Raw genomic sequence first — 16449 nt, forward strand, 5'->3', positions numbered from 1 at the left:
GCGGGATCGGGCTGCACTGCGGGGCCCGATCCCGCACCTTCGTACACATCGCGACGGGCCGCGCGCCCTACCCGCGGTGTGACGAATCGGATGTCTTCATCTTGTCCAGCATCCGGGGTTGCCACCGGTAGAACCAACTGAATTTGTAGGACTCGCCCTCGGGGGACGAGGTGGCCGCGTAGGTGAAGCGACGGTCGGCCGTGCTGACCGGGACCGAGTCGACGAGCTGCTCGAAACGTGGGTCGATCGGCACCGGGAGTGCCGTCGGGTCCGGCGTGATCACCGGGAAGCAGAGGCGCTCGATCCGAGACGAGTCCCAGCTGAACGTGGCGTAGATATCGAATGCTTTCGCGGTGAGCGCGAGGAATTGGTCGCTCGGGTCCGCGAATCCGGCGTCCCGGTGCAGCGCGGCGATCGCGCCGGGTTCGAAGTGCTCGGCCGGAAGTCCGGGGAAGTACACGTTCATGGTCTTGTCGTGGTAGTCGATGCCGAGCAGGCCGACCTTGTCCGCCAAGCCGTGCCGGGCGAACATCTCGGCGTGCTCGGCCAGACCGGCCGGCATGGACGGGAGTGCGGCGAGCTCGGCTACCCGCTGCATACCGTCGGCGGGAAAGAACGGCCAGATCTTCTTGAAGCCGCCGGCCACGCCGATGTCGATCCCATAGCTGTCGACGGGACACTGTTCGCGGACCTGGTCGAGCAGAGTGCCGATCGGATGATCGGTCTCCGGGAGCAGCTCGGCGGACCGGGCGATGTCGTAGGGATCGATGTCGTTGGGCAGGGTGAGGAAGCGATAGTCGAGATCACCCGAACGACGTGCTTCGGTGACCACTCTGAACGAGACCACCGACTGTGCGAGCATCGAGCCGTAAGCGGTCAGGGCGGGGAGGACGGCGTCTCGTGCGCAGGGTACGTGCACCAGTCGCGCGGATTTCTCGATGGCCGCATACAGATCGTCCAGTTCGGATTCGGTCGTGGTGTCCATGCGTCCTCCCGGAGGTGGGTGCTACGAGCAACAGCGCGATCTCGCCGATCCCGGCTCGGCTCGACCTCAGGTCGTGCCGGGCGGAGTCGAATGCGGAACGCGGACAGCATTTTAGGCAGCGGCGTGGCCTCGGGCCGCCGGGCGACTACCCGGTGCTGGGAGCCCGCACGAGCTGAAATCCGTTGACTGCTTTGCCGATTGAGAAGGGCTGGGCGAACGCCCGCCCGGCCGGTAGCCATCGGAGGGGAGGAGGTGGGCAGGCGGAGGATTGCGGGCACTACCGGCCTGATGATTCGTGGAGCGGATGACGGGATTCGAACCCGCGACCCTCACCTTGGCAAGGTGATGCGCTACCAGCTGCGCTACATCCGCGTTCCGCCTCGCGGCGGTGCGAGGAAAACAATAGCCGATCGCGGCGGGGAACCGCGAATCCGCAGGTCGGGGCACTTCAGCTGAGCAGCAGATGTACTTGCAGCTCACCGACGAGGAAGCCGAGCACACCGCCGATGGCGACAAGTTTCCACTCGTCCTGCTTGAAGGCCGGGCGCAGCAACCCCTCGTACTCGTCGTCGGTCAGCTGCCGGGTCTTCTCGATCACCAGATTGCGCAGATCCAGGGTCCGCATCGCATGGTCCTCGAATCCGGCTGCGGCGCTTCGGATATACGCGAGCATCTCGGGCACGATCTCGCGCTTGACCCGGGCGATCGTGTCACCGGCCACCAGCGTCACCAGCGGCTGCGCGGGCGCGGACTGGGTGTCGATGAATTCGTCCATCCGCCGGGCGAGAATCGAGGCCAGCCGGTCCGACCGCTCGCCGTTCAGTACCGCCTCCAGCATCTTGGCCGGGGTCAGGATCTCGGTGGCGATCAGATCGCCGTAGTCGATGCAGACCTGCTCACGGCGCTTGTGGAACAGGCCCTGCCAGCCGATCCGGCCGATGATCCGCCACGGCCGCACCGGGCGGAAGATCATCTGCAGCGCCAGCCAGTCGGTGACCAGGCCGGTGAAGCCGCCGAACAGCGGCATCAGCCATGAGGAATGAGTGAAGGCCCAGGTGATCATCTGCACGAAACCGAGCAGCGTGCCGAACAGCAATCCCGATCGCACGATGAATCGCAGTTCCTGGTGGCCGACCCGGCGCACCATCTCCACCAGCAGCGCCTTGTCGTTGACGAGGGTGTCGATGGCGATGGACCGCAGATCCATGATCTGGTCGAGGTTGGTCCGCAGGTCGGTGACGATCTCGTCGATCAGCTCGGGCACATCGCGCTGGACGCGGCGGATCATCGCCTCGCGGGCGAACTGCGGCATGGTGACCCACAGTCGCGGTTCGTAGCGCATCATCAGCTCGTGCACGGTGTGCGAGACCGCCTCGTCGAGCGGTTCGCGCAGCGTCGTGGTGAGCGCGGCGACGTCGATGCGGCCGAGGATCTCCTGCGGGTCGATCAGCCGGGAGAACATCAGATCCACCGCGATGGTCGCCATCCGCGGCGCGGCCTTCGGGATCACGCCCTGCCAGCCGAACCAGGGCCGGATGCCGCGGAATTCCAGGGGGCGGCACAGCATTTCGACGGCGACGAGTTTGGTGGTCCAGCCGATCAGCGCGGCAACCACCGGGATCGAGCAGTACAGCAGCCAGTGTTCGGTGAAATCGGCGATCACGCGGCCGCCCCGAGATGAATCGATGAGGAGAAGTCGAGGCCCACGCGCGAACTGTAACAGGTTCTAACCGGGGGTTTACCGGGAGCCGGTCCCCGGACCGGCCGCCAGGAACATGTAGCTCTTCTCCTCGACGCGGCGCGCGATGCGCCAGGTCCCGTCGACGCGGGCGAAGGTGTCCAGATACCAGAGTCCGCACAACATGAGGTTCTGGTTGCCCTCCTCGCCGACCAGCATCGGATTGTGGCACATGGTGCGCGCGGTGGCGCTGTCGCCGTCGAGCGTGATCGAGGAATTGCTGATCAGATGCTGGAAGGCCGGAAAGTGGGGCATGACCGTCGCCAGGAACTGTTTGATCTCGGTGAGGTCGCCGCAGGCGCCGCCCATCGCGGAGTAGTCCACATAGGCGTCGGCGGTGAAGATCTCGTCGAGCAGTTCCCACTGCCGGCTGTCCACGGCATGGGAGTACCGCACCATCAGATCCTCGATTTCGAGCCGATCCGAAATCTCCTGCAACGACAACATGGGTACCTCTCGAGTGGTGGTGCGGGTCGATCTATTCGGTGCCGGGGGAGTTCGCGTCGAAGGCCCGGACCAGGGTGCGCGGGGCCTTGCGCCGCCAGGCATCGGTCAGCAGTTCATCCAGGACGGCGGTGTCGATCGCGCCGAGTTCGACGCGGACCGCCGCCAACCGCTTACCCCACCATCGCTGCGAGCAGCAGTGCGGATGCTCCGCCACCGCCTCCCGGATCTCGGACTCGCTCACCATCACATGGGCGTGGTCGGCATCGGGCAGCGTCGCGAAGATCGCCTTGCGCACCCGGAACGACGGCATGTCGAAATGCGGCGCCTCGATGGACTCGGGCAGCCCCAGCGCAATGCGCCGGACGTCGTCGGCATAGGCCATGCGCCCGATTATGCTGCCCGGCCCGCGTGCTCGCCGCGGGATCGGCGAGATCATCCGGGCGCGTGGCTCATCCGAGATCGGCGAGCGCGGCCTCGATGGCGCGGTGGAAGGTCGGGTAGGCGTAGATCATCTCGCGCAGTGTGGTGACCGGGACGCGGGCGTGGACGGCGACGACCAGTGCGCTGAGTACCTCACCGCCGATCGGGCCGACCGAGGTGGCGCCCACGAGAACGCCGCGATCGGCGTCCGCGACCAGTTTGACGAATCCGGTATTGCCGGGGCCGTGGATCCAGCCCCTGGTCGAACTCGGCACCTCGGCCCGGCCGGTCCACACATTCAGTCCCGCGTCGCGCGCCTGCGCCTCGGTCATACCGACGGCGCCGACCTCGGGCTCGGTGAAGGTGACGTTCGGGACCGCGTGGTACTGGGCGGGTTCGGCCGGTGCGCCGAGGATATCGGCGGCGGCGAGGCGCGCCTGATACGTCGACATGTGGGTGAAGGCGCCGTGCCCGGTCACATCGCCGATCGCCCAGACCCCCTCGGCCGCGCGCATGCGGTCGTCGACGGAGATGCCGTGGGCCCGCTCGTCCAGCCCGATCGCGCCGATACCCAGCGCCGACAGGTCGGTGGTGCGTCCCGCGGCGATCAGCAGGCGCTGGGCGCGCACCGGATCTCCGGTGCTCAGCCGCACCGTGAAATAGCTGCCGTCGTGATCGACACGGATCACGTCGACGCCGGTGCGGACCGAAATCCCTTCTTCGGCATAGACTTTCGCGAGGGTTTCGGCGGCCTCGGGTTCGGCGCGCGGCAACAGCCGGCTGCGCACGATCATGGTGACCTCGGCGCCGAATCGGGAGAAGATCTGCGCGAATTCGGCGCCCACGGGACCGCCGCCGAGCACGATCAGCGATTCCGGCGCCTCGGTCGTGGTCACCGCGTCCCGGTTGGTCCAGTACGGTGTCGCGGCCAGGCCGTCGATCGGCGGGACGGCCGGGGCGGTGCCGGGATTGAGCACGATCGCGCGCTGGGCCCGGATCTCGCGGGGGCCCGTGGGGGTGTCGACGCGGACCTCGCCGGGACCGGTGATGCGGCCCCAGCCGCGGACGAAGGTGCCGCCGGCGGCCTCGAAACGTTCCACCGCCACCCGGTCGTCCCAGTCGTCGGTGGCCTCGTCCCGGATCCGCCGTGCGACCGGCGCCCAATCCGGTTGTACCCGAGCGGTTCCCGCGAGGGTGCCGACCCGGCGGGCCTCGGCGAGGGTGCCGGCCGCGCGAACCATCATCTTGGTCGGGACGCAGGCGTAGTACGGGCATTCGCCGCCGACCAGCCGGCCCTCGACGCCGATCACCGCGAGCCCGGCCCGGGCCAGGTCGGTGGCCACGGCCTCGCCGCCGGGGCCCATACCGATGACGACGGCATCCACGGATTCGGTTGCCGGGGTTTCGGCGGGCATGCGATCACGCTCCTTCGATGATGCGACACGGGCGGGACGACGGTCCCGCTGACCATCCTGGCAGGCGCCTCCGGTCCCGGTGGGGAACGACAGGTCGGCATTCGGCGCATTCGGCTGCGCGACCCGGGTGCGGATGGATGATTCTCGAGAACAAGAATTCGACTCTCGCGCTTGCCGAACGGCCCCGCGACGGAGCGGTGCTGATCGAGGACGATCGGATCGCGGAGGTCGCGATCGGCAGCCAGATCGAGGTCGATCCGGGAGCCGTGCGGGTGGTGGACCCGCGCGGCGCGACGGTGCTTGCGGGGACTCGGCGACGGCACACCCATATCAGCCGGCCGCTGGATTTCCTGGGAGGAGTTCGCGGTGCGCTGGAAATCCCACACCGGGTCGGTGGGCCGGCCCGGTTCGGCGCCGGTCCGGATTCCGGACGCGGCTCGTCGTCTGGTGGTGACCAGTCTGCTAGGGGCCGGAATGCTCATGCACTGCGGTGTTTTCGTCCGTGACGGTGAGCTCGTGGCTGGGGCCTGGGGCCGGCGCTCGTGCCCCGACGTCGCCGGCGGTTCGCGCGCGACGATCCCCGGGGTCGGCGAACACGCCAAGGAAGTATTGCGCGAGTTGGGATTCGACGACAAACGAGTGGAGGAGCTACTCGCCACCGAGGTGGCCCGGCAAGCGGACTGACGCGATCTACTCCGGCCGATAGACCAGGACCACCACCCCGTTGTCGTGGCGCCGGACATCGAGCAGCGTCAGTGCCGGCACGTAGTCGATATCGGCGAACAACCGATGCCCGCGGGCGACCGCGACCGGAGTCAGCAACAGATGGAGTTCGTCGATCAGCCGATGGCGCAGCAGGGTGTCGTCCAACCGCCCGGTGCCGTACTTGACGATATTCCCGCCGGGCCGCCGCTTGAGCTCGCCGATGAATTCGGCCACGTCGCCGTCGATGATCGTGGCGTTCCAGCCGGCCTCCCGCAGTGTGGTCGAGGCGACGTATTTCGGAATGCGATTCATGGTGTCCACGAACGGATTCGACGGCATGGCGGTGTAGGCCCGCGCCAGCCCGGCGTAGGTGTGGCGGCCGAGCAGGAGGGCGTCGGCGTCGGCCAGCAGTTCGGTCGCGTACCGCTGATGCTGCTCACCGAGATACGACATCGCCCACTCGCCGGGGGAGTCGATATCCCCGCCCAGGCTCACATGGGTGGATTCGATCAGTTTCCGCATCGCGCGCCATCCTCCGGTCCGGCATACCGTGACATGAGTGGGGACGAGCCGAACCGGACGAATTCATCGGTGGCGGCCGGGCGAACGCGCACCGGTGGTCCGGCGGTCGGTTCGGTAGCGGCCCGGGGTGGTTCCGATGATGCCGGTGAACGCCGCGATGAAACCGCTCGGGTTGGACCAGCCGCAGGCATAGGCGGTTCGAGTGGTGTCGTGGCCGTCGGCGAGGAGTACGAGCGCGTGGTAGATGCGCAGTTGTGTGCGCCACTCGTAGAAGGTCATCCCGAGTTCGTCGCGGAACAGCCGGCTGAGGGTACGGGTGCTGGCTCCGATCGTCTTCCCGAGTTCGGCCAGCGTGGCATTGTCCGCCGGTGTCTCGTGCAGCCTCCGGGCGATGGCCTGTAGCCGGTCGTCCTGCGGCTCCGGTAGCTGTAGCGGCTGTTCGTCCGCGTCGCGGAGTTCGTCGACGAGGACCCGATGCAGGCGGGTGCGGGCCGTGCGGCTGTAACCGGGTACGGCGTCGTCGTAGTTGCGGGGGCCGGTCAGAGCGAGCAGGACCTCGCGCGCGAGATCGGAGGCCAGGAATACGGCGGGATGATCCGGTACGAGCCGGGCGAGTGCGGGGGCGAGGAAGACGATCCGGATATCGGTATCGCCGTGGGCGCGGTGGTAGTGCGGAAATCCTGCGGGGGTCCACGCGATTCGGTTGGCGGGTACCACCGAGGTGCCTCGCTCGGTATGCACGGCCAGGACGCCGGTGGCCGCGTAGACCAGATGTCCCCGGGTGTGGGTCTGCACCGTACTCGTTTCGCCGGAGGGCCAGAAGTGCCGCCCGCCGGACGGCCACAGCTGTGACGTCACACCGGTATTGGAACGAGGTTGGCTGGGTACGGGCATCGGATGGCATCTTATCGGTAGCAGGCCACACCGCGTTCCGGTGAGACTGGTTGCGGCATCGGGGCAGCGGGCCTCGACGCGGCTGTCGGAGAGAAGGACAACGCATGGCGACATTCGTCCTCGTCCCCGGGGGCTGGCACGGCTGGTGGTCGTTCGAGGCGGTGATCCCGCTGCTCGAGCGCGATGGTCACACCGTGCACGCCCTGACCCTGACCGGTCTGCGCCCGGACGACGACCCCGCGACGGTCGCGACCGCCAATCTCGACACCCATGCCGACGACGTCCTGCGACTCCTCGATCGTGCCCACCTCACCGACGCGACCCTGGTCGGCCACAGCTACGGCGGGATGGTGATCGCCGCTGCCGCCGACCGCGCCCGCGGCCGGGTCGCACGCCTGGTCCATCTCGACGCGTATGTCCCGCGCGACGGCGAATCGTGCTGGTCGGCAACGACCGAGGCCTACCGGCAGCTGTTCGCCGAGGGTGCGGCGGGCACCGGTTACGCCGTCCGGCCGCCGGACGGTGGTGACCCCCGCCGCCGGCCTCACCCTCTCGCCTCGTTCGTGCAGAGGATCCGGCTCACCGGTGCGCACACCCGGATTCCGCGCCGGGAGTTCGTCTACTGCTCGGGCTGGGCGAAGGCCACGCCGTTCGGCGATCTGCGCACCCGCCTGCACGCCGATCCCGAATGGCGGGTCCACGACCTGCCCACCGGCCACGACGCCATGCATGAGGATCCGGAAGCCGTTGCGGCACTGCTGCTCAGCGCATGAGCACCGGGTCTTTGCTCAGACCGAGCAGTGCCGCGGTGTTGCCACGCAGCACCTGGTGGCGCACCGTCGGATCGCAGGTCTCCAGCCGGGGCAGGTAGTCCCTGGGCTCACGGAGCCCCTCCGGATGCGGGAAGTCGGAGCCGAACAGGACGTGGTCGGCGCCGATGGCATCGATGAGATCGTGGACGTCGTCCTCCGGGAACGGCTGCTACGCGAACGGCCCGAACTGATGCCGAAGGCGGTCGAGGAACTGCTGCGGCTGGATTCGCCCTTCGTCTCCGTGGGCCGCACCGCGGTCCGGGAGACCGAATTGTGCGGGCACGCCATCGAATCCGGTGACAAGATGCTCATCCACTGGGCCGCAGCCAACCGCGACCCGGCCGAATTCCCGGATCCGGACCGCTTCGATCCCACGCGAACACGCAACCGCCACTTCGCTTTCGGCGCCGGTCCGCACCGCTGCGCGGGCTCCGATCTCGCCCGGTTGAATCTGCGCGTCGCGCTGGAGGAGATCGTGCGGCGGATGGACGAGATCGCGCTGGCCGACGGTGCGGCGATCGAGTACCACGCCGGGCTGGCGAGGTCGCCGCTGCGCCTGCCGATCACCTTCACCGCTCGCGAACCGAACTGAGTCCCGGGCCGGCCCGTGGCCGAGAGTTGGCTTCGCCCATCGCGGTTGACGCCGTGCGGGCGACCGGTTTAGGTATCACCATGCGAATCGGGCGTGCGGGGATTCTCGATGTGCTGGGCAGCCGGCGGACGGCCGTCGCGGTACTGTCGGCGATCACGGGGTTCTACTACCTGTTCGTCGCCGTCACCAATTGCACCGACACCGTCACCAACCGCCGCGGGGTCTCGGCCGTGCTGTCGATGCGGGCCACGATCCACAATCCGGGCACCGATTGGCGCGCGATCACCAGTGGCAATGTCGCGCTCATCGCCTACGTGCTCGTCGTGATCTGGGAATTCGCTATCGCGATCGTGTTACTCGCCGCCGCCGCGGCCTGGGGCCGGGTGCTGAGTGGACATCCACGTCGCGTCCGGGTGCGGCCGCAGACCGCCGCCGGGCTGTCGAGCCTGGGCTGGGTCATGGCGGTACTGCTGTTCGCGGGCGGCTTCCTCACGATCGGCGGGGAATGGTTCCGGATGTGGGCGAACAAGGAGGTGAACGCCTCCTCGGCGGCGCTGCAGAACTTCCTGATCGCCGGCGTCGGACTGATTCTGGTGCATCTGCCCGATTCCGGGGGCCGGGTGCGGCCGCCCGCCGACGGTGAGTAGGCGGCCGGGAACAGTGCTCCCGCCGCCCGGGTTGCACTCGGCATGGAACTCGACGTCGCGCTCGACTTCGCCCGCACCACCCCACGTTCCGTCCTGACCACCATCCGGCGCAACGGGCGCCCGCAGCTGTCGAACGTCACGCATTGGGCGGCTCCCGACGGTGTGATCCGGATATCCATCACCGCCGACCGCGCCAAATACTTCAACCTGAGCCGTGAGCCCTGGGCGGCCCTGCACATCACGCGCGAGGATTTCTGGGCCTACGCGGTGCTGGAAGGTGATGTCGACCTGACCCCCGTGGCCGCGAATCCGGACGACGCCACCGTCGAGGAGTTGATCGCCTACTACCGCGCGCTCAGCGGTGAACATCCCGACTGGGACGACTACCGCCGGGCGATGGTCGAGGATCGGCGCGTGCTGGTGCGCCTGCGCCCGACGCGTGCCTACGGCATGTTCCCCTGAGATCCGAGGCTCCGCGCCTCGGCCGCGTCGAATCGCCGCGCCGACAACAGCAGATCTCGCGCGACCGCCACTCCCACATGGGTCGGCAGCACCGCCGCGTAGGTGGCATCGGGAATGCCGCGCAACAACTCCGGCACCCGGAACACCGCGCGCTCGCCGGCGACCGCGATATCGGACAGCGTCGCGATCAGCAGCCCGCCCGCCTGACAGATCCCGTTCACCGCCGACACCACCGGGGCGCGACTGTCGCGAATCGCCAGAAACGGCAACACATCCTGACCGGACAGCGCGGGCGGCAGGGCATCCCCGGGGTCGGAGCGACCGCCCAGATCGCCGCCCGGTGCGAAGACGTCGCCGGTGCCGGTGATGATCAGCGCCGCCAGTCCGGGATCCGAATTGACCAGTTGCACCGCCCGTTTGACACCGAGTACATGGCCGGAGTCAGCGCGTTGCGAGCCTGCGGCCGGTCGATGACGCACCAGCCGATCCCCCCGTCCCGCTCGAACCGCAGCCCCGCGGCCCCCAGATCGTCACTCATCGCGCATCCCGGACCTCGATCATCCGGTAAGAATATCAATCTCCTGTGATGGATATGCCGTTCTTGCGGACGGTCCCGACGTCCCATCCGGCACGCTGGTGACCGGGCCGGTCGCACACCGCGCGCAGGCGTTGAAACCGGGTTTAGCCCGTTTCGGCGCTGGGTAATGGACCAATAACGGCTATAAGGACAGGAGTCCGACCGGGTGGATACGGTCGGAACTTGTTGCGCCCCCGGCAGGAATCGAACCTGCGACCTAGGGATTAGAAGGCCCTTGCTCTATCCAACTGAGCTACGGAGGCATGGCAGTACCAGACCACGATGCCCGGTTGTGGGCACTGTGTCCAGCGAGTTGATTATAGCGATCGTCCAGATCCGTCCTGGTCGCCGACAACACCCTGGAAAACTGTCGGCCTCGTCACAACCGGGAGCCCGCCGTGCGGGTTACTTCACCCTTGCATAACCTGACGGCAACGTTGGCCGTGCATGCTGGCGCCCACTGCTGAATCGAAAGGTAAGAACCCGAATGGACCTTCTGTCGGTGCTCGTGACCATGTTGAGCGCGTTGGCCAGCGGCAGCGCAGGCTGATCGCACCTCACGACGAGCGTCGGCCCGCCACCTCCGAGGTGGCGGGCCGACGTCGTTTCGGCGCTCGGTCCCACCGGCGGGGGCGCGACTCGGGGCCGGGCGGGTGTGAGGTGAGCGGCAAACTACGCTGAATAGTATGTCGTCACCGCAGGACCCGTCCGTAGCACCTGATCTGCAGGACACACGGTCGGAATCCGCGGCGTTCCCGATCCTGGCCGTGCTGTCGGTCGGGGTGACGGCGCTGGTGGCGCCGATCGTGGTCAGTCTGTCCGCCGCACAGGCTTTGACATTGCTCGGCATTCCCGATCCGGGTCCGTTGACCACCTACGGTCTGCCCGCGGTGCGGGCGCTGGCCGATTTCTCGGCCGCGGTCGCGGTCGGGTCCCTGCTGTTCGCGGCCTTTCTCTGTCCGCCGCAGCGCGACGGTCTGCTGGATGTCGGCGGCTATCGTGCGCTGCGTCGCGCCGGAGTCGCGGCCTTGGCCTGGGCGGTGACCTCGGCGCTATTGGTGCCGCTGACCCTGTCCGATACCACCGGGCAGCCGGTGCGGTCGGTATTGCGGCCCGATCAGCTCTGGCACGCGATCGACAAGGTGGATGTCGCGGGGTCCTGGCGAGCCACCGCGATCATGGCGATCCTGTTGGCGATCGGTTGCCGGCTGGCGCTGCGCTGGGGCTGGACGCCGGTGCTGTTCGCCTGGTCGGTGCTGTGCCTGATCCCGGTCGCGCTCACCGGCCATTCATCGGCGGGTGGCGCGCACGATATCGCGACCAACAGCTTGATCCTGCACCTGGTCGGAATGGCGGTGTGGGCGGGTGGACTGTTCGCGCTGCTGGCCTACGCGATGCGTGGCGGAACGTACACCGGCCTGGCGGCGCACCGATTCTCGCTGGTGGCGACCTGTGCCTTCGTGACCGTGGCGATATCGGGCGTGATCAACGCCTGGGTGCGGCTGTCGTGGAGTGAATTGGTCGGCACCACCTACGGCCGGCTGGTGATCGCGAAGACGGTCGCCCTGTGCGCGCTCGGCGTGATCGGCTACCTGCAGCGCCGGCGTGCCCTGCCCGCGCTGGCCGACAACCCCCGTAGTCGCTCGGCCTTGATCAGTTATGCCGGGGTCGAGGTGCTGATCTTCGCCGCCACCATCGGCTTGGCGGTCGGGCTGGGGCGCACGCCGCCGCCGGATCTGAAGCGTGTGCCTTCGCCGGCCGAGGTGGAGCTCGGTTACAACCTCGCCGGTCCGCCCAACGCCGCTCGCCTGCTCTTCGACTGGCGATTCGACATCATGTTCGGGACGCTGGCGATCGTGCTCGCGGTGCTCTATCTGGCAGGTGTGCGCCGGGTGCGCCGTCGTGGTGACCCCTGGCCGGTCGGCCGGACGGTGGCGTGGCTGTGCGGATGTGCTGTGCTGCTGATCGCCACCAGCTCCGGTGTCGGCCGCTACGCCCCGGCCATGTTCAGCGTGCACATGGCGCAGCACATGCTGCTGTCGATGCTGGCCCCGGTGCTGTTCGCGCTGGGCGGTCCGGTGCTGCTGGCCCTGCGCGCACTGCCGGCCGCGGGCCGGGACGCCCCGCCCGGACCACGCGAATGGGTGCTGGCCGCGGTGCACAATCCGGTGTCGCGGTTCATGACGCAGCCGGCGGTCGCGACGGCGTTCTTCATCATCGGCTTCTACGCGTTGTACCTGGGCGGCATCTTCGACGCCGTGGTCGGCGAACACGGCGCCCATCTGGCGATGAATCTGCACTTCCTGGTCTCGGGCTACCTGTTCTACTGGGTGGTGCTCGGCATCGATCCCAAGCCCCGGCAGGTCCAGCCGCTGACCAAGGTCGGCATGGTGTTCGGGTCGCTGCCGTTCCACGCCTTCTTCGGGGTCGCGCTGATGAGTATGACCACCGTGATGGGTGACTGGTTCTATCGTTCGCTGGGACTGGGCTGGAATACCGATCTACTCGGCGATCAGCGCACCGGTGGCGGCCTGGCCTGGGCCAGTGGTGAGATCCCGCTGGTGCTGGTGATGCTGGCCCTGCTCATGCAGTGGTCCCGCAGTGACAATCGCACGGCCAAGCGGATCGACCGTGCCGCCGACCGTGATCACGATGCCGCACTCGCCGCGCACAACGCCATGTTCGCGGAACTGGCCAAGCGCGACGGTGAGGTTCGACAGTGACCGAGGCCCCGACCCATGTGCCCCGCCTGTTCCGCTCCGATGTGCGAGATGCGCAGCTGCGGCTGAGTAACGACGTCCGGGTCACCCCGGTCTTCCACACCGAGGTCGCCGGTCCGGACGGACCGGTCAAGGTCACTTTCAAACTCGAGCATCTGCAACACGGCGGCACGTTCAAACTGCGCGGCAGCCTGAACGCGCTGATGCAGTCCGAGAACGACCGACGCCCCGTGGTGATCGCATCGGGTGGCAACGCCGGAATCGCCGCCGCGCTGGCCTGTGCCCTGCGGGGACGGCCGTGCACGGTGGTGGTGCCCGAGACCGCGCCGCACACGAAGGTGGCGGCGATGTGGGGCTACGGCGCGGAAGTTCTGTGGCACGGGACGACCTACGCCGAATCCAAGCGCCATGCCGACGCGGTGGCCGCCGAACGCGACGCTCAGCAACTGCACGCCTACGACCTGCCGGCGGTGGTGGCCGGTGCCGGGGTGGTCGGGCTGGAGATCGAACGGCAGGTGCGGCGGCGGCCGCCGGTGCTGGTGGCCGTCGGTGGCGGCGGGTTGATGGCGGGTGTCGCGATCGCCCTGGGCCCGCGTTCGCGGGTGATCGGTGTCGAGCCCAAAGGGGCCCCGACGCTGTACGCGGCGCTCTCGGCCGGCCGCCCGGTCGATGTGCCGGTCGACAGCATCGCCGCGGATGCCCTGGGCGCCACCAGAATCGGCGATATCGCCCTCGATACGGCGATTCGCTACGGCGTCGGCTCGGTGCTCGTCGCCGACGACGCGATCGCGATGGCCCGTGAGTACCTCTGGCGAGAATTCCGGCTGGTCGTCGAGGCGGCGGGCGCCACTGCGCTGGCCGCCGTGCAGAGCGGTGCCTTCGTACCCGAACCGGGGGAGCGGCCGGTGATCGTGCTGTGTGGCGCCAATACCGATGTGAGCACCCTCTAGCGGCGACACGCCCTTCGGAACGACCGCTGTTCACACAGCGGTGAGTTGTCCACATTCCCGGATTCGGCGCTGGTGGTGTACCCGGCGGTCGGCGAGGCTGAGTGGGCGCGGCCGTGATCGGTCGCAATCGGGGGAGAGTCGTCGAACCATGAAGGGGCGCAATCATGTACGAGGCGAACACAGCCGTTATCGGCACCGTCGTCACCCATCCGGTGCGGCGCAACCTGCCGGGTGGGGACCAGGTCACGACCTTCCGGATGGCCAGTACCGCGCGCCGGTTCGACCGCGAGAGCGGTGGGTGGGTGGACAGCGGCACGCTCTTTCTCACCGTGTCCTGCTGGCGGCGGCTGGTGGAGGGCGTCGACGCCTCCCTGCGCCGGGGTGATCCGATCATCGCCTACGGGCAGTTGCGCACGAACGAGTACCGCACCAAGGACGGCGTACACCGCCACGATCTGGAGATGCGGGCCACCGCATTAGGGCCTGACCTGGGACGTTGTTCGGCTCCGGTGGTGCGGCGCGGTGGTCCGCGGAACTCTGTACCGGACCTGCACGTTGTGTCTCACGAGGGCGACGAGCCGTCGGCGGCATCGTCTGGCGAGTCTGTCCCGGCCGCCGGTGCGCGATCGACTACCGTCGAGCCGGTCTCCGCGACGGCTGCCGACGCCGGATGACTACGGTTACCCCGGCCCCGCTCGCGCGGTCCTCCGTTTCGACCCACTGGTTCCGACACCGATAGGCTTTCCTACATGGCTGAGTTCATTTACCAGATGAAGAAAGTTCGCAAGGCACATGGCGACAAGGTCGTCCTCGACGACGTGTTCCTGAACTTCCTTCCAGGCGCCAAGATCGGCGTCGTCGGTCCGAACGGCGCCGGTAAATCGAGCGTGCTGAAGATCATGGCCGGACTGGACCAGCCCAACAACGGCGAGGCATTCCTGGCGCCGGGGGCGACGGTCGGCATCCTGCAGCAGGAGCCGCCGCTGAACGAGGAGAAGACCGTCCGCGGCAACGTGGAAGAGGGGCTCGGCGAGATCAAGGTGAAGCTGGACCGCTTCAACGAGATCGCCGAACTGATGGCCACCGATTACTCCGATGAGCTCATGGAGGAAATGGGCAAGCTGCAGGAGGATCTCGACCACGCCGACGCCTGGGATGTCGACTCTCAGCTCGAGCAGGCGATGGACGCGCTGCGCTGCCCGCCGCCGGATGAGCCTGTCGCCAACCTCTCCGGTGGTGAGCGCCGCCGGGTGGCGCTGTGCAAGCTGTTGCTGAGCAAGCCCGATCTGCTGCTGCTCGACGAGCCCACCAACCACCTGGACGCGGAGAGCGTCAACTGGCTCGAACAGCATCTCGCCCAGTACCAGGGCGCCGTGCTGGCCGTCACCCACGATCGGTACTTCCTGGACAATGTCGCCGGCTGGATCCTCGAACTCGACCGCGGCCGCGCCTACCCGTACGAGGGCAACTACTCCACCTACCTGGAGAAGAAGGCCGAACGTCTCGAGGTGCAGGGTAAGAAGGACCAGAAGCTGCAGAAGCGGCTCAAGGAAGAGCTCGCCTGGGTGCGTTCGGGTGCCAAGGCTCGCCAGGCCAAGAACAAGGCCCGCCTCGGTCGCTACGAGGAGATGGCCGCCGAGGCGGAGAAGATGCGGAAGCTGGACTTCGAGGAGATCCAGATTCCGCACGGCCCGCGCCTGGGCAATGTGGTGGTCGAGGTCGAGCATCTGGACAAGGGCTTCGGCGACCGCCAGCTGATCAAGGATCTGTCGTTCACCCTGCCGCGCAACGGCATCGTCGGTGTGATCGGCCCGAACGGTGTGGGTAAGTCGACTCTGTTCAAGACCATCGTCGGCCTCGAGCAGCCCGACAGCGGTGAGGTGCGGGTCGGCGACACCGTGCGGTTGAGCTACGTGGACCAGAATCGTGCCGGTATCGACCCGAAGAAGACGGTCTGGCAGGTGGTCTCCGACGGGCTGGACTACATTGAGGTCGGCAACCAGGAAATGCCCTCGCGCGCTTATGTTTCCGCATTCGGCTTCAAGGGGCCGGACCAGCAGAAGCCGGCCGGCGTGCTGTCCGGTGGTGAGCGCAACCGCCTGAACCTGGCCCTGACGCTCAAGCAGGGCGGCAACCTGATCCTGCTCGACGAGCCCACCAACGACCTCGACGTCGAGACGCTCGGCTCATTGGAGAACGCGCTGGAGAACTTCCCCGGCTGCGCCGTCGTCATCTCCCACGACCGCTGGTTCCTCGATCGGACCTGTACCCACATCCTGGCGTGGGAAGGCGACGACTCGAACCCGGCGAAGTGGTTCTGGTTCGAAGGCAACTTCGAGGCCTACGAGGCCAACAAGGTCGAGCGGCTGGGACCGGAGGCGGCTCGCCCGCACCGCGTCACTCACCGTAAGCTGACTCGCGACTGACAATCCGGCTCGCGCAGTCGATCACAACCCGCGGCGTGTGCCAATTGTGAAGGGGCGCAACGTCATCGCCGCCCACCGCTTCGGCGGTGGGTCCGGCGGCTGCGGGCGCACCAACCGGCCCGTTCGAGGTAGCTGAG

The 16449-nt window shown here is 67.8% G+C and carries 18 protein-coding genes and 2 tRNA genes; 9 read left to right on the forward strand and 11 right to left on the reverse strand.

Annotation, left to right across the window (positions count from 1 at the left end; genetic code table 11):
• Window positions 1-67: 67 nt before the first annotated feature.
• The 6 genes from LKD76_RS08350 to LKD76_RS08375 all read right to left on the reverse strand — a co-directional run bounded on the left by LKD76_RS08350 (window position 68) and on the right by LKD76_RS08375 (window position 5005).
• Window positions 68-985, reverse strand: a complete 918-nt coding sequence (locus tag LKD76_RS08350) for an aromatic prenyltransferase (RefSeq protein ID WP_227980450.1) — start codon at window positions 983-985, stop codon at window positions 68-70.
• 296 nt (window positions 986-1281) lie between these two features.
• Window positions 1282-1357, reverse strand: a tRNA-Gly gene (locus LKD76_RS08355).
• Window positions 1358-1433: 76 nt separating this feature from the next.
• Entirely contained in the window at window positions 1434-2648 is a 1215-nt protein-coding gene (locus LKD76_RS32130) for a DUF445 domain-containing protein (RefSeq protein WP_227980451.1), read from the reverse strand.
• 75 nt (window positions 2649-2723) lie between these two features.
• Window positions 2724-3170, reverse strand: coding sequence for a nuclear transport factor 2 family protein (locus LKD76_RS08365; RefSeq protein ID WP_227980452.1), 447 nt, complete (start codon window positions 3168-3170; stop codon window positions 2724-2726).
• 31 nt (window positions 3171-3201) lie between these two features.
• Complete coding sequence (locus LKD76_RS08370; RefSeq protein ID WP_227980453.1) at window positions 3202-3552, reverse strand: MmcQ/YjbR family DNA-binding protein; 351 nt, start codon at window positions 3550-3552, stop codon at window positions 3202-3204.
• Between the two features lie 67 nt (window positions 3553-3619).
• The gene (locus LKD76_RS08375) at window positions 3620-5005 is read right to left on the reverse strand and encodes a dihydrolipoyl dehydrogenase family protein (protein WP_227980454.1); all 1386 of its coding nucleotides are present in this window, start codon (window positions 5003-5005) and stop codon (window positions 3620-3622) included.
• A 366-nt stretch (window positions 5006-5371) separates the two neighbouring features.
• Between LKD76_RS08375 and LKD76_RS08380 the strand changes: the two genes are divergently transcribed.
• Entirely contained in the window at window positions 5372-5689 is a 318-nt protein-coding gene (locus LKD76_RS08380; protein WP_227980455.1) for a hypothetical protein, read from the forward strand.
• Between the two features lie 6 nt (window positions 5690-5695).
• Here LKD76_RS08380 and LKD76_RS08385 read toward each other — a convergent pair whose 3' ends face one another.
• Complete coding sequence (locus LKD76_RS08385) at window positions 5696-6232, reverse strand: dihydrofolate reductase family protein (protein ID WP_227980456.1); 537 nt, start codon at window positions 6230-6232, stop codon at window positions 5696-5698.
• A 63-nt stretch (window positions 6233-6295) separates the two neighbouring features.
• Window positions 6296-7090, reverse strand: a complete 795-nt coding sequence (locus LKD76_RS08390) for a helix-turn-helix transcriptional regulator (RefSeq protein ID WP_227980457.1) — start codon at window positions 7088-7090, stop codon at window positions 6296-6298.
• Window positions 7091-7230: 140 nt separating this feature from the next.
• On the opposite strand from LKD76_RS08390, the gene LKD76_RS08395 reads away from it, so the two are divergent.
• On the forward strand, window positions 7231-7899 hold the full coding sequence (locus tag LKD76_RS08395; RefSeq protein WP_227980458.1) for an alpha/beta fold hydrolase: 669 nt from the start codon (window positions 7231-7233) through the stop codon (window positions 7897-7899).
• Here the strand turns inward: LKD76_RS08395 and LKD76_RS08400 are convergent.
• Window positions 7889-8074: an amidohydrolase family protein gene (locus LKD76_RS08400; protein WP_227985158.1), complete on the reverse strand. Its 186-nt coding sequence runs from the start codon at window positions 8072-8074 to the stop codon at window positions 7889-7891. The genes LKD76_RS08395 and LKD76_RS08400 overlap by 11 nt on opposite strands.
• Between LKD76_RS08400 and LKD76_RS08405 the strand changes: the two genes are divergently transcribed.
• The 3 genes from LKD76_RS08405 to LKD76_RS08415 all read left to right on the forward strand — a co-directional run bounded on the left by LKD76_RS08405 (window position 8024) and on the right by LKD76_RS08415 (window position 9639).
• Window positions 8024-8530: a cytochrome P450 gene (locus LKD76_RS08405; protein WP_227980459.1), complete on the forward strand. Its 507-nt coding sequence runs from the start codon at window positions 8024-8026 to the stop codon at window positions 8528-8530. The genes LKD76_RS08400 and LKD76_RS08405 overlap by 51 nt on opposite strands.
• An 80-nt stretch (window positions 8531-8610) precedes the next feature.
• Window positions 8611-9177 (forward strand): DUF2165 domain-containing protein, encoded by a 567-nt coding sequence (locus LKD76_RS08410; RefSeq protein ID WP_227980460.1) that lies wholly within the window; start codon window positions 8611-8613, stop codon window positions 9175-9177.
• A 42-nt stretch (window positions 9178-9219) separates the two neighbouring features.
• On the forward strand, window positions 9220-9639 hold the full coding sequence (locus LKD76_RS08415) for a PPOX class F420-dependent oxidoreductase (RefSeq protein WP_227980461.1): 420 nt from the start codon (window positions 9220-9222) through the stop codon (window positions 9637-9639).
• On the opposite strand, the gene LKD76_RS08420 is transcribed toward LKD76_RS08415, so the two are convergent.
• On the reverse strand, window positions 9621-10118 hold the full coding sequence (locus tag LKD76_RS08420; RefSeq protein ID WP_227980462.1) for an enoyl-CoA hydratase/isomerase family protein: 498 nt from the start codon (window positions 10116-10118) through the stop codon (window positions 9621-9623). The genes LKD76_RS08415 and LKD76_RS08420 overlap by 19 nt on opposite strands.
• Window positions 10119-10405: 287 nt before the next feature.
• Window positions 10406-10479, reverse strand: a tRNA-Arg gene (locus LKD76_RS08425).
• Window positions 10480-10902: 423 nt separating this feature from the next.
• On the opposite strand from LKD76_RS08425, the gene LKD76_RS08430 reads away from it, so the two are divergent.
• The 4 genes from LKD76_RS08430 to ettA all read left to right on the forward strand — a co-directional run bounded on the left by LKD76_RS08430 (window position 10903) and on the right by ettA (window position 16312).
• On the forward strand, window positions 10903-12939 hold the full coding sequence (locus LKD76_RS08430; RefSeq protein WP_227980463.1) for a bifunctional copper resistance protein CopD/cytochrome c oxidase assembly protein: 2037 nt from the start codon (window positions 10903-10905) through the stop codon (window positions 12937-12939).
• Entirely contained in the window at window positions 12936-13886 is a 951-nt protein-coding gene (locus LKD76_RS08435) for a threonine/serine dehydratase (protein WP_227980464.1), read from the forward strand. The genes LKD76_RS08430 and LKD76_RS08435 overlap by 4 nt, the downstream gene beginning before the upstream one ends.
• A gap of 164 nt (window positions 13887-14050) precedes the next feature.
• A complete protein-coding gene (locus tag LKD76_RS08440; protein ID WP_227980465.1) occupies window positions 14051-14560 on the forward strand; it encodes a single-stranded DNA-binding protein in 510 nt (169 codons plus the stop codon).
• Window positions 14561-14635: 75 nt separating this feature from the next.
• Window positions 14636-16312 (forward strand): energy-dependent translational throttle protein EttA, encoded by a 1677-nt coding sequence (gene ettA / locus LKD76_RS08445; RefSeq protein ID WP_227980466.1) that lies wholly within the window; start codon window positions 14636-14638, stop codon window positions 16310-16312.
• The last annotated feature ends 137 nt before the right edge of the window (window positions 16313-16449 follow it).

The sequence above is a fragment of the Nocardia spumae genome (genome assembly GCF_020733635.1).
Taxonomy (GTDB): domain Bacteria; phylum Actinomycetota; class Actinomycetes; order Mycobacteriales; family Mycobacteriaceae; genus Nocardia; species Nocardia spumae.